Source organism: Streptomyces turgidiscabies Car8 (assembly GCF_000331005.1).
Taxonomy (GTDB): domain Bacteria; phylum Actinomycetota; class Actinomycetes; order Streptomycetales; family Streptomycetaceae; genus Streptomyces; species Streptomyces turgidiscabies.
The window spans coordinates 1-13147 of sequence record NZ_AEJB01000588.1 but is presented as its reverse complement, the minus strand read 5'-3'; the positions used below and the strand labels follow the sequence as shown (position 1 = coordinate 13147).

Below are 13147 nucleotides of genomic sequence, written 5' to 3'. Positions count from 1 at the left end.
GAGTCCCGGCCCGGAGCGGACGAACCGCCTACCCCGCGGAGCGAACCCCCTCGCGCCGCCCCTGCCCCGGCACCGTCGCCCTGCCGGTCGGGGTCCCCGCCCGAAGCCGGCGCCGTACCCCTCGTACGAGCGTCTCCGCGGTGAACGTCGCGCCGTGTACGAAGCGCATCGCCGGGCCGAAGCCGGACGCCGTCACGAGGCCCGCCAGGAACAGACCGGGGTGCGACGACTCGAAGTGCCGACCGACCACCGGGGAACCGTCGTCCAACGCGCCGAGGTTGTACCGAAGTTGGGGATCCAGCAGGCCCAGTCGGTCGCAGGTCGCCCTGAACCCCGTTGCCGCGATGACGTGTTCGGTCTCCAGGGAGTGCCGCTCGCCGGACCGGGTCACCGTGTCCAGCCGTACGCCGCCGCCGACGCCCGTCAACTCCCTTGCCTCCGCCACCTCCTGGCCGAGGAGGACCTCCACCGCCGGTTCGACGCGGTCGCGTACCCACCAGGCGCCCGCCGGGCCCAGGGCCGTGGCGGCGATGCGGGCGCGGGTGGGTTCCGGAAGGCGGTGGTAGAGGCCGGGGCGTTCGGAGTAGAACCAGTTGCGCCAGCCGCAGCCGAGGCCGCTGTGCGGGGCGCGGGCCGAGCGCCACCAGGGGCGCTCCCACGGCGGCGGTACGTCATTCCAGTTCAGCTGCTCCGCGCGGGCCAACACCCGTACCCGCGTGCCCTGTTCGGCAAGCAGGGCCGCCGTCTCCAGGGCTGCCTGGCCACCGCCGATCACCGTGACGTCCCGGCCGCGGAAGCGGTCGAGGTCGCTGTGGTGGCTGCTGTGCGAGACCAGGTCGGCACCGAGGCCGCGCAGCGCGCCGGGGATCTCGACGAAGGGCAGGACACCGACGGCCAGCGCGACGGTCCGGGCGCATACCGTCTCGCCGTCCTCCGTCACCGCCTCGAAGCCCCCGGCGACGGGCGTCACCCGGGTCACCGTCCGTTCGTCGACCTCGGGGACGGCGTTGCGGGCGAACCACTGGCCGTACGCGGCGAACATCTCCAGCGGGATCGGCTGCCCGTGCCGCGCCTCGACGCCCTGACCGGCGCAGTACGTGTCCAGGCGCCAGCGGTTGTCGGGGTCGGACAGGTTCGACGCCCACGGCTCCGACTTGAGGTACATGCCCCGGGGCATGTGGTCGCGCCAGGAAGCCATGGGCCGGCCGAGGACACGCAGCCGGAGCCCGGCGCCGGCGGCGTGGGAGGCGATGGACAGGCCGTAGGGGCCCGCGCCCACCACCAGCAGGTCGTACATCAGTAACTGTTCGCTTTCTCGTCGTCGGGAAGGGAGCCGTCGGTCAGTGGCTGCGGTGCGTCGGCCACCGCCTGCCGGACCACGCGTGCCCGGGTGTCGTCCGGCCCCGGCCGTTCGCACAGCCGGCGCAGTCGCGTCGGCAGACGGCGGGCGGCGTGCCGGGCCCACAGGGCCCACATCGCCCAGCCGGGCGCGAGGTCGTCCGGGGCGTGCCACGCCAGTTCGCGGCCGGCCGGCGCCGGACGCAGTGCGCTGAGCGGCGCGTAGTTCTCGACCACGAACGCCCGCCCGGGCCGGGCCGCCCCCTCGGGCAGTGGACGGTGGGTCAGGTCGAGGTGCTGGGCGCGTACGACGTCCAGGCCGGCCGAGTCAGTGAAGAGCCGGAACTGGGCGCCGGGGCGCGGATTGAAGTCGAGGAGGTGGTAGGCGCCGGTCGTGGCGCAGCGGCGGAAGTCGAGGTCGAAGATGCCCCGGTAGCCGAGTTCGCCGATCAGGCATTCGGTGAGCGCCGGTACCGACGCGTTCGGTGTCCAGTGGCCCACCGCGGTCAGCCCGGCGCCCCGCGGCCAGGCGTGCAGCTTGCGGCCGGGGCCGCCGCCGCGCACGGTCCCGGTGCGGTCGGCGTACCCGTGGCAGAACCAGTCGAGGTCGGGGCCCTGGGGCAGGAACTCCTGGAGCAGCAGTCGGCTGCCCGCCTCCTCCGTCCTCAGATACAGCTCGCGCGCCTGCCGGGCCGCGCGCACGACGACCGTGCTGCGCAGGTCGCTGTCGGCAGGGAGCAGCCAGGGCCGGCTCCACTTCGCCACGGCCGGAAGCCCGAGGTGCCAGGCCGAGGCGGCGGCGTCGGCCGCGCTGTCCGGGATCAGTGTCAGTGGGTGCGGCACGTCCACGGCCGCGCACAGTTCGGCCAGTTCGGCCTTGTCGGCCACCCGCTCGGCCAGCGCGCCGGGCTGCTCCGGCAGCAGAAAGGCGGGCGCCAGTTCGGCCCGGGCCCGGCCCACCGCGACGGCGCTCGCGTCGTCGAGCGGGATCAGCACGGCGGGCCGCGCGATCTGGGAGGCGACCCGCAGCAGCGCACGGGCGATGTCGGCGGGGGCCGCGCCGGGCGGCGGCGGTGGATGCAGTTGGCGTACGAAGCGGGATCTGCGTACGGGACTTCCGGCGACGTCGGCGATCAGGTGGACGTCGACGCCCGCTCGGCCGAGAGAGCGTACGGCGCCCAAAGTTCCGTGGTGAAAGGGATTCCGGTCGGTCCGCACCAGGACGGCGGGGACGCGGGTGTCGAGCAGCGACACGGACATGTGTTTTTGGGTTTCCTTCGGGTCGGTTCACTCGTGCGGGCGAGCGGAACACTCGAAAGTCTCAAGCGCGGTGGCGGGATTCATACTCATATGACTGAGTGTCAGTAGGTGAAAAGGCAGGACGAGAACAGGCAGTGCGGAAAGCAGCGCGAAAACAGGCAGTGTGAGAACAGGGAGTACGCGCGTGGAGGAAGGAGCAGGCATGGCCCCACACAAGCGACGGGCCCGCACCGGACGGCTGGCGTTCCTGGCGGCCGCGGTCGCCGCGTCGGCCGTCCTGGCGACGGGGCCGGGACACGCCGTGGGCGCGGGGGTGGCCGATCCTCCCGTCCCCGCACCGGACACGGTCACGCAGCCGACACCGCCCACCGGGATCGTGGCGCCGGTCGCGCCGGTGACTCCCGAGCCCCCGGTGGCTCCCGAACCCCCCAAGGTCGAGCCGCCGGAACCCCCCGAGCCGCCCCGGCTTCCCGCCTTCGGCGCGTACGTCGACTACGACGGCACCCGGGGCACGGCCAGGATCGCCGAGCTCAGCCGCTGGCTGGGCGGTGCCGATCTCAAGGTCGGGCACACCTACCTGCCGGGCGACCGGTGGAGCAACATCGAGGGGCTGCCCGGGTTCCTCGACGTGTGGGCGGACTGGCGACGGGCCGAGGAGGACCGGCTGTTCGTCCTCAACGTGCCCATGCTGGAGCGCAACGAGGAAGGCGTCTCCGACCGTCAGGTCCAGGTGCAGCTGAGGCGCGGCGCGGCCGGTCTCTACGATCACCACTTCCGTGCCCTTGCCCAGCGGCTGGTCGACCTGAAGATCCCGGACACGGTGATCGTGCTCGGCTGGGAGATGAACGGCATCACGTACACCCATCGCTGCGGGCCGGACCCGGAGGCCTGGAAGAGGTACTGGAACAGGATCGTCACCACCATGCGGGCGGTGCCGGGCCAGAAATTCCGGTTCGATTTCAATCCGACCCGGGGCAAGGACGCCATTCCGTGGCCGCAGTGCTATCCGGGGGACGACACGGTCGACATCATCGGCATGGACGCGTATGACCAGCCCCGGGGCCTGTCATTCGACGAGCAGGTGAGCGAGCCCTACGGACTTCAGGCGCATGTGGATTTCGCCAAGGCGCACGGAAAGCCCATTTCCTATCCGGAATGGGGACTCTTCCGTAACGGCGACAATCCGGAGTACATGCGGCGCATGCTCGCGTGGATGGACGAGCACAAGCCGCTGTACAACACGCTGACCGACTACTGCCCGCACGGCGTGTGGCAGTGCGGGAGCAATCCGAAGGCGTCCGAGGTGTACCGCCAGATCCTGACGGGGCGTAAGGACACCGAGCCGACCGTGCCGACACCGGTGCCGCCGGTACCGACACCGGTACCGACCCCCGAGCCGCCGAAGCCCACGGACCCGGTCACCCCGCCCGTGCCGCTGCCGCCGCCCAACTGCTCGCCGCTGGACCTGGGCGACTGGGTGGAGTACTGGATGGGCGGGAAGCTCTGCCTGAAGTTCGACTGGTGGTCGCGCAACCGGTGACCGCCCGGTGGCGGCGGGTCGTTCACGGTCCGCCGCCACCGTCGCCGCCGCTTTTGCTTCCGTTCCCGTCGCGTTCCCGCAGCCGGCGCAGGAGTTCCTTGCCCCGGCTGCGGGCGGCGACATCGCACACGACCGCCGACATCAGCGGTGCCGTCAGCCGCCGGGCCAGCAAAAGCCGTTGGTTGACGACGGGTTCGGGACGCCAGTGGTGCTTGTACGGCTCGTCACCGCGCAGCAGGCTCAGCGTGGCGTGTCCGCCGGCCCCCGTGTGCTGGGCGCAGGCGTCGAGGAGCATCACGGCGACGTCCGCCTTCCGTTTCCGCAGGCCGGGATGGGCGCCGTACAGATAGCCGCCCGCGAGGCGCCCGGACAGCAGCGTCAGATCGACGGCGACCACGCTGTCGTCGAGACGGAACTCGGTGACCACGGCGTCCCCGGAGCGCACCATCGGCCCGACCGACCGGGCGAGGTGCTCACGGAACCGGGGCTGGAGATGCTCCGACGTCACCTTCCGTCCCTGCCACTGGAGTTGGTGCAGTTCGAGCAGACGGGCCAGGGCCGCGTCGACCTCGTCGGGGCGTACGACGCGGCGCTCGACGCCGAGCGCGGTCAGCTTGCGCAGCTTGGCGCGGACCCGCTGGGCCTTCGAGGCGGGGAGGCGGGAGACCAGGCCGTCCATCGAGACGGCGGGCAGTTCCAGGCACACGGAGTCCCTGACCTGGCGGCGCGGACCACGCCAGCGTTCGTACACGCGTTCCGCAGCGCCACCCGGCCGGACCTCGCGGAGATCGATCAGCGCGGTACGGGCGGCGTCGGAGAGTCCCTCGGCGAGGGCGGCGGCGGCCTCGTCGGCCGCGTCGTCGTCGAGGAGCACGTCACCGTAGTCGGAGATCGCGCCGCCGAGCGGCACGAGCGCGGGCAGCGGGCGGTGTACGCGCATCAGCGGGGCGGCGGCGAGGAGTTCGCCCTCCGGATCGCGGACCACGACGATCCGAAGCCGGCCCGGGACGCCGTACGACAGCCACCACGAGTGCAGCCAGGCATGGCTCTGGAACGGGGTCGCAGCGCCGCACCGCCGGTACAACCGGCCCCAGGCCGGGGCGAGTTCGGCGAAAGCGGTCTCGTCGCTGACGACTTCGGCGCGCAGGGCGCCCGTGGTCGTGACGGTCACAGCTGGCCGTGTGCGTCGGCGGCGACGGCCGGGCCCGGTACGGAGGCCGCGAGCGCCGGTTCCTCCGTGCGTCGCCGGGGCCGTACCAGCAGCACCAGTCCGCCGAGCAGCCCGCCCGCGCTCGCGCCGACCAGGCCGGTCACCGCGGCCGGGGCCGAGGACGGCTCGGCCGGCTTGACCGCGCGCGAGAACTGGAGCAGCTCCACGTGGGTCGACGCCTTGGTGTCGTTGGCGTGCCGGGTCAGCGAACGGGCCACGGCGTTCGCCATGTCGGCGGCGAGGTCGCGGCGCGTGGAGGTGGCCGAGACGGCGACCATGGGCGCGTCCGGCGAGGTCGCTGTCTGCACGCTCGACCGCAGCGTCGACACCGGCACGCCCGCCCACACCTGGGCGTCCCCGAGCACCGCGAGCTGCGTGGCGACCCGGCCGTAGGCCTGGGCGAAACCGAGCGCGGACGCCGGGTCGGACTTCTCGGTCGGTACGGCGACGACGTAGCTGGTGGCCGTGTAGGTGGGCGCCTTGAGGGTGCCGTAGGCGCCACCGAGGAGGCCGCCGAGCACCGCGCCGGCCACGAGGAGGGACCAGGGGGGCAGGGTGCGGGTGCGGGGAGTGAGGCGGGGGGCTCTGCTGGCGTTCTCGGTCATGAGGATGGGGCTCCCTGAGGTGACGGGGACTGGTTGATGGCAGAAGCGGTCGCCGCGTACACGTTCATCAGCTGGGCGGCGCTGCGGGTGATGTCGTAGTGGTGGGCCGCCGTGGGAGGCGTGCGGTCCTGTGGGCCCAGCGCGCGGGCCTCGGCGAGGGCGCGGGCGAAGGAGTCCGCGCCCCTGGGTACACGCCGGGCGTTCTCGGCGGCCTCCGAGGGCAGGTCCTCGACCGCCGGGCAGGAGACGTACCGGACGGGCAGCCCGGCGGCCAGTGCCTCCACGACCGCGAGGCCGAAGGCCTCCTCCGGGCAGGGGGAGGCGAGCAGGTCCATCGCGGCGGTGAGGGAGGGCAGGTCGGGGCCGGGGGTGCCGTCCGGTACGCAGGGCCGTTCGCCGGTGAACAGCACCCGGCCGGCCACGCCCGCCTCGCGCGCGGTGCGCCGAAGGACCTGCTCCTCGGGGCCGCCTCCGACGAGCAACAGCCAGTAGTCGTCGGGGAGTTGGGCCAGCGCCTCGATGACGTCACCGAAGCGCTTGCCCGGCGCGAGCCGGCCGATGCCGCCGACGACGTACGCCCCTTCGGGCAGCCCGAGACGCTCGCGGGTGCGGCGGCGGGCCTCCGGGTCGAAGCGGAAGCGGGCCAGGTCGATGCCGTTGGGGACGACCTCGATACGCGGCGCGGGCACACCCCAGCGGCGGAGCCGCTCCGCGACCGTGGGGGACACGGCGACGGTGGTGCGGCCGAGCCGTTCCCCGGCGAGATACAGCGCGCGGACCCCGGTGGTCAGCCGCCGCCCCTCCATCTGGGAGTCGCCCAGGGAGTGTTCGGTGGCGACGATCGCCCGTACGCCCGCGAGCCGCGCGGCGATCCTGCCGTACACGCAGGCCCGGTAGAGGTGGGTGTGCACGAGGTCGTAGCCCCCCGAGCGGATGACGTTCACCAGCCGGGGCAGGGCGGCGAGGTCCCGGTTGCCGGCCATGCCGAGGTGGACGACCCGGACACCGTCGGCGACCAGACCGTCCGCGACCGAGCCCGGGTTGGTGAGCGTCACGACATCGCAGTCGACCGGCAAGTGCCGCAGCAGCAGCCGGAGTTGCTGCTCGGCGCCGCCGACTCCGAGGCCGGTGATGATGTGCAGGGCCTTCATCGCCGTCACGCTCCCTCGACCGGCCGGCGCCGCAGCCGGTGCAGCCGGTACTTGAGATGGAGGCGTACGGCGGTGTCGTTCTCGCCGATGTGCACGCGAGGCAGGACATGGACGCCGTTCAGCTGCCCGGGGTCGATCGCGCAGCCGTATCCGTACCCGGCCGCCTTCACGGCGTCGGCGGCCCGCTGGTCGACCGTCCCGTACGGATAGCAGAACCCGTCGACCGGAGCACCGCTCAACTCCGAGAGCAGCGCTCTGCTTTCGGCGACCTCGGCGCGCAGCAGCTCGTCGTCCGCCTTCGTGAGGTCGACGTGCGTCAGCCCGTGCGACCCGATCTCGATCCCGGCTCCGGCGACGGCACGGATGCCGTCCGCCGTCAGCAGCGGTTTGCGCGGACCCAGGGGATCCCAGGCGTTCTCCCCGCCGAGCCGTCCCGGCAGGACGAAGAGGGTCGCGCCGCACTTCCAACGCTCCAGTACCGGAAGGGCGTCGGTGACGAAGTCGGCGTACCCGTCGTCGAAGGTGAGCCCGACGAGCCCGCGCCCCTCACCCCGGGAACGGGCGGCGAGCAGTTCGGCCACGCCCACTCCCCGCAGCCCGCGCCGGTGCAGCCACCGCAGCTGGGCGTCGAGGCGCTCGGGCGTGACCGTGATGCGGTACGGGTCGTCCGAGCAGTCGCCCACCGAGTGGTACATCGCCACCCAGGGGACGGAACCGGCGCGGGCGGCTCTTCGGGCGCGGTCAGCGGACCCGGTCGCGCCGTCGGGGACGGGGGCGGGCGTGGGCGCGGGTGCGCTTGCGGACATACGGAAGCCTCCGGGTCATGGAGCGTGCGGAACGGAGTGCGAGGACGAAGCTCTGCACGGCCTGGGCCCGCATGAGCCGGCCGAGCAGGAAGTAGACGACGGTCACGGTCGCCGTACCGGCGGCGAGTCCCGCCACCGGCCCGTCGATCCGGCTGGTCACGAACGCCCCGGCGGCCGTCGCGCACAGCGCCGCGCGCACCGGCTTGCTCAGCTCGACGACCACTTGCCGGGTCCGGATCGGCACACTGCGCGGACCCATCCCGTACAGCAGCAGCGCTGCCGACAGCGTGATCCCGGCGGCGTTGGCGGCGGCGATCCCGCACACCCCCCACGGACCGACCGTCCAGGCGCCGATCCACGAGGTCGTGACGATGCCCGCGGTCATCGCGGCCAACGGGTACCAGGTGGGCCGGTTGGAGGAGAAGTACGAGCGGATGAGCGCGCCGACCAGCGTGTGCCCGAGCAGCCCGAGCGCGTACACCCGCATCACGGCGGCGGTCGCCTCGGTGTCCGCGGGGGTGAACGCGCCCCGCTGGAAGAGGACTTCGATGATCTGCGGCGCACAGGCGATCACCGTGCCCGCGCCCAGCAGCACCACCCAGGCGGCCAGCGCGAGATCCCGCTCCACCCGGCTGCGGGCCCGCTCGGTGTCGCCCTCCGCGATGGCCCGCGCGACCACCGGGAAGGTGACCGTGCACAGCATCAGCGACAGCGTCATCGGGATCTGCGCCACCTTCTGCGCGTAGTTCAGGTGCGAGATGGCCCCGGCGGGGAGGGTGGAGGCGAGGAACCGCTCGACGAGCACCTGCGACTGCCGGGTCAGCGCGAAGAGCAGCACCGGTGCGACCAGCGCGAACGCCATCGGCGCCGCCGATGTCTCCTCCGCCACGATCTCGTCCGGCGCCGCCGACTTGCGTCGCCGCAACTGCCGCAGAACGGAAGGAAGTTGGGTGACGACCATCAGCGCGCCGCCGACCGCCACCCCGACCGCCGCCGAGCGCACCCCCAGGGTGGGGCCCAGCACGAACATCGCCGTGATGATGCCGGTGTTGTAGGCGACGTAGATCGCCGCCGGCGCCAGGAACCGCCGGTGTGCGCGCAGGGCCGCGCTGCAGTACCCGGCGAGGCCGAAACTGAAGACGCAGGTGGCGGTGAGGCGGGTGCAGTCCACGGCGAGTGACGGGTCGGGCAGGCCGGGGGCGAGCGCCTCGACCAGGTAGGGGGCGGTGGCGATGAGCAGTGCGCCGACCGCGGCGAACGCCAGCGTGAGCCGGGGCAGTGTCGTGGCGACCAGCGCCCGCACCGGGTCGCCCGGGGCACCTTGGGCTCGGCGGGCCAGCGCCATGCTGAACGCCGGGATCAGGATGAAGGCCAGCCCGTCCTCGATGAGCAGCGTCGCCGCGAACTCCGGCACGGTCCACGCGACGAGGAAGGCGTCCGTGTCACTGCCGGCCCCGAACAGCCGGGCCAGCGACTGGTCCCGGATCAGCCCGAGCAGGGCGCCCGCGACCGAGAGGACGGCCGTGATGAGCGTGGCCTGGGCGAGGAACTTGCGGGAAACGGGGGCGAGTTCGGCGGGATCGCCGCCTGTGTTGCCGCCGTTGCCGGGGTCGTGGTCCCCTCCGTCTCCCTCTCCGCTTCCCTTCGATACCGGCGAAGCGGCGCGTGCCGCGGGCAGCGTCACCCTGGTCTCTCCCTCGGCCCGAGGCGGCGTCGCGTTCATCGCGCGGAGGCCTCGGGGACGTCGTCGCCGCCGACGAGGGCCCACCAGGCGACGAGCCCGAAGAGGACGGCGGTCAGTACGGTCGCGGGTCCGCCGATGTCGGCGTACAGGAAGTCGATCAGCTGCCAGATCAGCAGCCCGCAGGCGACGAGGGCGCAGTCGAGCCCGCCGCCGGACCGCGACTGCGACCGCCGGGCCCGCACCAGACCCCGCAGGCCGCACACCAGCAGCGCCAGCCAGCTGCCCCCGAGGGCCAGCAGCCCGATGAGGCCCTGCTCGCTGAGCACCAGCAGATACATGTTGTGCGGGGACAGCAGCGGCTGCCTGCGGAACGCGGCGCCCGCGCCCTCCGTGTCGCTGCCCGAGGACAGGGCCAACGAGGCGTGTCCGTCACGGTGTTCGGGGAAGCCCTTCAACCCGACGCCGGTGAGCGGGTGTTCGCTCCACATGTCGGTCGCCGCCGCCCACATGGTGTACCGGTCGGTCACCGACTGGTCGGGTGCGTCGGTGACTTGGGTGATGCTGCTGATCCGCTCCTGGAGCATCGCCGAGCCGAGGCCGAGGCCGCCGACCAGGATCACGGCCGACGCGGTCACCACTGCGCCCACCTTCAGTGCGCGCCGCATCCCGGCCAGCATCAGCTGCAGCGTGCAGGCCGCCGCCGTGGCGATCCAGGCGCCCCGGCTGAAGGAGACGGCGAGCGGGGCGAGGAGCAGCAGGGCGCAGCCGGCGGCCACGGCCCGCTGCCGGGCGGCGGCCGACCCCAGCGCCAGCGCCAGCGCGCACATCAGTCCGAAGGCCACGACAGTCGCCATGCCCATCACGTCGGCGGGCCCGAAGGTGCCCACCGCCCGGATCTCCTCGCCCTGGTAGGAGGCGCCGGTCCCGGTCACGAACTGGTGCACCCCGACCGCCCCCTGGAACAGGGCGAACCCGACGAACGCCCAGGCCAGCACCCGGAAGTCGCGCCGGTCCCGGATGAGCAGCACCACGGCCACCGGGACCAGGACGAAGATCTGGAGGTAGCGTCCCAGGCCGCCGATCCCGGCCGCCGGTGAGGATGCTCCGACGGCCGCGACAGCGAGCCCGATCACCGGCAGCCCGAGCACCACGGCGGCCGTACGGGACAGGGGGCGCCGCCGCTCCCGTACGAGCCGGATCGCGCAGTACAGGACCACAAGACCGGAGACCGCGTCGGCCGGGGTCGCCCCGCCGTCGGTACCCTGCGCGGCCGGCAGGGCGAGCAGGGCGACCACCAGGAGCACGGGCAGGAGCGGAGCGAACGACGCGAGGTGCGCGAAGGGCACTCGGCGCGGCAACGGCCATGCGGGGCTGTGGCTCACTGCGCTCAGCTTCCTGTCGGGCGGACGAGCGTGGCGGCGGTGCGCAGCAGGATGCAGATGTCCTGCCACAGCGACCAGTTGTCGATGTAGGCGTTGTCGAACCGGCAGCGGTCCTCGATCGAGGTGTCACCGCGCAGCCCGTGGATCTGGGCGAGCCCGGTGATCCCGGTCTGCATCCGGTGGCGGGCCGCGTAGCCGGGGTAGGTCTGGCTGAACTTGCCCACGAAGTAAGGGCGTTCGGGCCTCGGCCCGACGAGGCTCATATCGCCCCAGAGGACGTTCCACAGCTGGAGGAGCTCGTCCATCGAGGTGCGGCGCAGCAGTCGGCAGAACCAGTTCATGCGCTGCTCGTCGGCGACGCTCCAGCGGGTCGCCGACTCCATCTCGTTCACCGGGCGGTGGGTGCGGAACTTGAGGAGGGTGAAGGGCCGCCCGTCCTTGCCGATGCGCTCCTGCCGGAAGACGACGCCCCGCCCGCCGGTCAGCCGCAGCACCACCGCGCACAGCAGCAGCAACGGCGAGAACAGCAGGAGCAGTGTCCCGGAGACCGTCACGTCGAGCAGCCGCTTGCCGAGGCTGCCCGGCCGGTCCGGGCCCATGGCGAGCCGCCGGCAGGAGAACCCGGCGAGCCGCTCCGCGCTCTCGTACGAGGGCGACTCGGCGTCGATCTCCCACAGCGTGCAGCCCGACTCCGCCAACGCCCGCAGCAGGGGCCCCTGTTCGGCCCGTACGGAGGGGTGGACGGTGAGCACGGCGCGGACGCCGTTCTGGATCAGCGCCCGCTGGACCTCCTCGCCGGTGGTCAGCACGGGCAGGCCCGCCACGCCGTCCGGGTGGTCGGTGACCAGTCCCACCGGCCGTACCCCGCACGCCGGGTGGCGCAGGAACGCGGTGGCCACCCGCCGGGCGGTGCCGGCCGGTCCGATGACGAGGGCGGTGTGCGGTCGGCGCAGCAGTGCCCGGCGCCGCCGCCAGTGGATGGTCGCGCGGCCCACCGCGCTCACCGTCGCCTGCACCGCGCAGCCCACGACCAGGGTGTGCGCGGACAGCGCGTCGGCGGGCTCGATCGCCCCGACCAGGGCCGCGAGCGACAGCCAGCCCAGCGCGATCCGGCCACAGACGGCGGGCAGTTCGTCGAGGAACGCCGGCACGGACTCCGGCCGGTACAGCGAGGCCCGTGCGTTCAGCGCGACCACGCCGATCAGCAGCGCGCCGACGAGAACGGCGTGGCGCTGTGGCCCGGTGAGCGCCAGGACGCCGAGCAGGGCGGCGATGCCGTCCGCGGCGAGCAGCGGCAGCGGGGAGGCCGGCCGGAGCGCGGGGCGCCGGCCGGCCGGGAATCTGAAGCCACCGACCGACTCGCGGGGCGGGATGACCGAGACGGCCGACACTGACGAGAACCTGTGCTCCCGCGGCCCTCCGCCGGGGGAGGGGACGGTACTTTCCGCAGTCACGAGTGGATGGACTCCCTGTACTCGGCGCGCACGGGCCGCACGGCGTGCGCGGTGATCAGCTCGCGGTACACGCCCGCGACGGCCTCGGCGGTGTGCCGGACGTCGTGCGCGGACAGGACGTGCCGGCGCCCCAGCTGCCCCAGCGACTCACGCAGCGGGGGATCGAGCAGCAGTTCGGAGACGGTCCCGGCGAGCGCGGCGGGGTTCTCGGCCGGCACCAGACAACGCGGTGCGAGAGCGGCGGGCAGAGACTCGCGCCCGCCGTCCACATCGGTGACGACCACCGGGCGCCCGCAGGCCATCGCCTCCAGCGGCGCCAGCGCCATGCCCTCCCACCGCGAGGGCAGGACGACCAGATCGGCGGCCCGGTGCCAGGGGACGGCATCGGCGACGGCACCCGCGAACAGCACGGAGTCGGGGGCGAGGGTCCGCAGCCGGCCGGCGTCCGGCCCGTCACCGACGAGCACGAGCCGGGCCCCCGGCACCCGCCGCGCGACCTCGTCCCACGCCCGGAGCAGCACGTCCTGCCCCTTCTGCCGGCACAGCCGCCCCACGCACACGACCAGCGGGGCGGCCGGATCGACCTCCGCGAGCAGCGGGATCCCCGCTCGTACGGAGGCCGCCGGCGCGGGATGGAAACGCTCGGTGTCGATGCCGTTCGGGATCACCCGCCACTGGCCGGTGATCCCGGCCCGGACCCCGGTGGCCCGTTCGGCG

At 73.3% G+C, this 13147-nt stretch carries 11 protein-coding genes; 1 reads left to right on the top strand and 10 read right to left on the bottom strand.

Annotation, left to right across the window (positions count from 1 at the left end; all coding sequences use genetic code 11):
* Positions 1-28 precede the first annotated feature (28 nt).
* Positions 29-1297 (bottom strand): NAD(P)-binding domain-containing protein, encoded by a 1269-nt coding sequence (locus STRTUCAR8_RS41380; protein ID WP_006382381.1) that lies wholly within the window; start codon positions 1295-1297, stop codon positions 29-31.
* Positions 1297-2598, bottom strand: coding sequence for a carboxylate--amine ligase (locus STRTUCAR8_RS41375; RefSeq protein ID WP_006382374.1), 1302 nt, complete (start codon positions 2596-2598; stop codon positions 1297-1299). The genes STRTUCAR8_RS41380 and STRTUCAR8_RS41375 overlap by 1 nt, the downstream gene beginning before the upstream one ends.
* 202 nt (positions 2599-2800) lie before the next feature.
* On the opposite strand from STRTUCAR8_RS41375, the gene STRTUCAR8_RS41370 reads away from it, so the two are divergent.
* The gene (locus STRTUCAR8_RS41370) at positions 2801-4138 is read left to right on the top strand and encodes a glycoside hydrolase family 26 protein (RefSeq protein ID WP_179200542.1); all 1338 of its coding nucleotides are present in this window, start codon (positions 2801-2803) and stop codon (positions 4136-4138) included.
* Between the two features lie 22 nt (positions 4139-4160).
* On the opposite strand, the gene STRTUCAR8_RS41365 is transcribed toward STRTUCAR8_RS41370, so the two are convergent.
* From STRTUCAR8_RS41365 to STRTUCAR8_RS41330, 8 genes are all read right to left on the bottom strand, one after another.
* Complete coding sequence (locus tag STRTUCAR8_RS41365) at positions 4161-5309, bottom strand: GNAT family N-acetyltransferase (RefSeq protein ID WP_006382377.1); 1149 nt, start codon at positions 5307-5309, stop codon at positions 4161-4163.
* Complete coding sequence (locus STRTUCAR8_RS41360; protein WP_006382378.1) at positions 5306-5953, bottom strand: YveK family protein; 648 nt, start codon at positions 5951-5953, stop codon at positions 5306-5308. Before STRTUCAR8_RS41360 ends, STRTUCAR8_RS41365 begins: the two co-directional genes overlap by 4 nt.
* The gene (locus STRTUCAR8_RS41355; protein WP_006382373.1) at positions 5950-7104 is read right to left on the bottom strand and encodes a glycosyltransferase; all 1155 of its coding nucleotides are present in this window, start codon (positions 7102-7104) and stop codon (positions 5950-5952) included. Before STRTUCAR8_RS41355 ends, STRTUCAR8_RS41360 begins: the two co-directional genes overlap by 4 nt.
* A gap of 5 nt (positions 7105-7109) precedes the next feature.
* The gene (locus STRTUCAR8_RS41350; protein ID WP_078507473.1) at positions 7110-7910 is read right to left on the bottom strand and encodes a polysaccharide deacetylase family protein; all 801 of its coding nucleotides are present in this window, start codon (positions 7908-7910) and stop codon (positions 7110-7112) included.
* Positions 7846-9633: a murein biosynthesis integral membrane protein MurJ gene (murJ, locus tag STRTUCAR8_RS41345; RefSeq protein WP_044473781.1), complete on the bottom strand. Its 1788-nt coding sequence runs from the start codon at positions 9631-9633 to the stop codon at positions 7846-7848. The genes STRTUCAR8_RS41350 and murJ overlap by 65 nt, the downstream gene beginning before the upstream one ends.
* A complete protein-coding gene (locus STRTUCAR8_RS41340; RefSeq protein ID WP_006382375.1) occupies positions 9630-10976 on the bottom strand; it encodes an O-antigen ligase family protein in 1347 nt (448 codons plus the stop codon). Before STRTUCAR8_RS41340 ends, murJ begins: the two co-directional genes overlap by 4 nt.
* Before the next feature lie 5 nt (positions 10977-10981).
* On the bottom strand, positions 10982-12430 hold the full coding sequence (locus STRTUCAR8_RS41335) for an exopolysaccharide biosynthesis polyprenyl glycosylphosphotransferase (protein ID WP_044473780.1): 1449 nt from the start codon (positions 12428-12430) through the stop codon (positions 10982-10984).
* The coding region (locus tag STRTUCAR8_RS41330) for a glycosyltransferase family 4 protein (RefSeq protein WP_006382379.1) at positions 12427-13147 on the bottom strand (721 nt) is incomplete at its 5' end. The genes STRTUCAR8_RS41335 and STRTUCAR8_RS41330, both read right to left, overlap by 4 nt.

Excerpts from the sequence above, each read along its gene's own strand:
- STRTUCAR8_RS41380 (WP_006382381.1), bottom strand. The coding sequence starts at position 1,297 with ATGTACGACCTGCTGGTGGTGGGCGCGGGCCCCTACGGCCTGTCCATC.
- STRTUCAR8_RS41375 (WP_006382374.1), bottom strand. The coding sequence starts at position 2,598 with ATGTCCGTGTCGCTGCTCGACACCCGCGTCCCCGCCGTCCTGGTGCGG.
- STRTUCAR8_RS41370 (WP_179200542.1), top strand. The coding sequence starts at position 2,801 with ATGGCCCCACACAAGCGACGGGCCCGCACCGGACGGCTGGCGTTCCTG.
- STRTUCAR8_RS41360 (WP_006382378.1), bottom strand. The coding sequence starts at position 5,953 with ATGACCGAGAACGCCAGCAGAGCCCCCCGCCTCACTCCCCGCACCCGC.
- STRTUCAR8_RS41355 (WP_006382373.1), bottom strand. The coding sequence starts at position 7,104 with ATGAAGGCCCTGCACATCATCACCGGCCTCGGAGTCGGCGGCGCCGAG.
- STRTUCAR8_RS41350 (WP_078507473.1), bottom strand. The coding sequence starts at position 7,910 with ATGTCCGCAAGCGCACCCGCGCCCACGCCCGCCCCCGTCCCCGACGGC.
- murJ (WP_044473781.1), bottom strand. The coding sequence starts at position 9,633 with ATGAACGCGACGCCGCCTCGGGCCGAGGGAGAGACCAGGGTGACGCTG.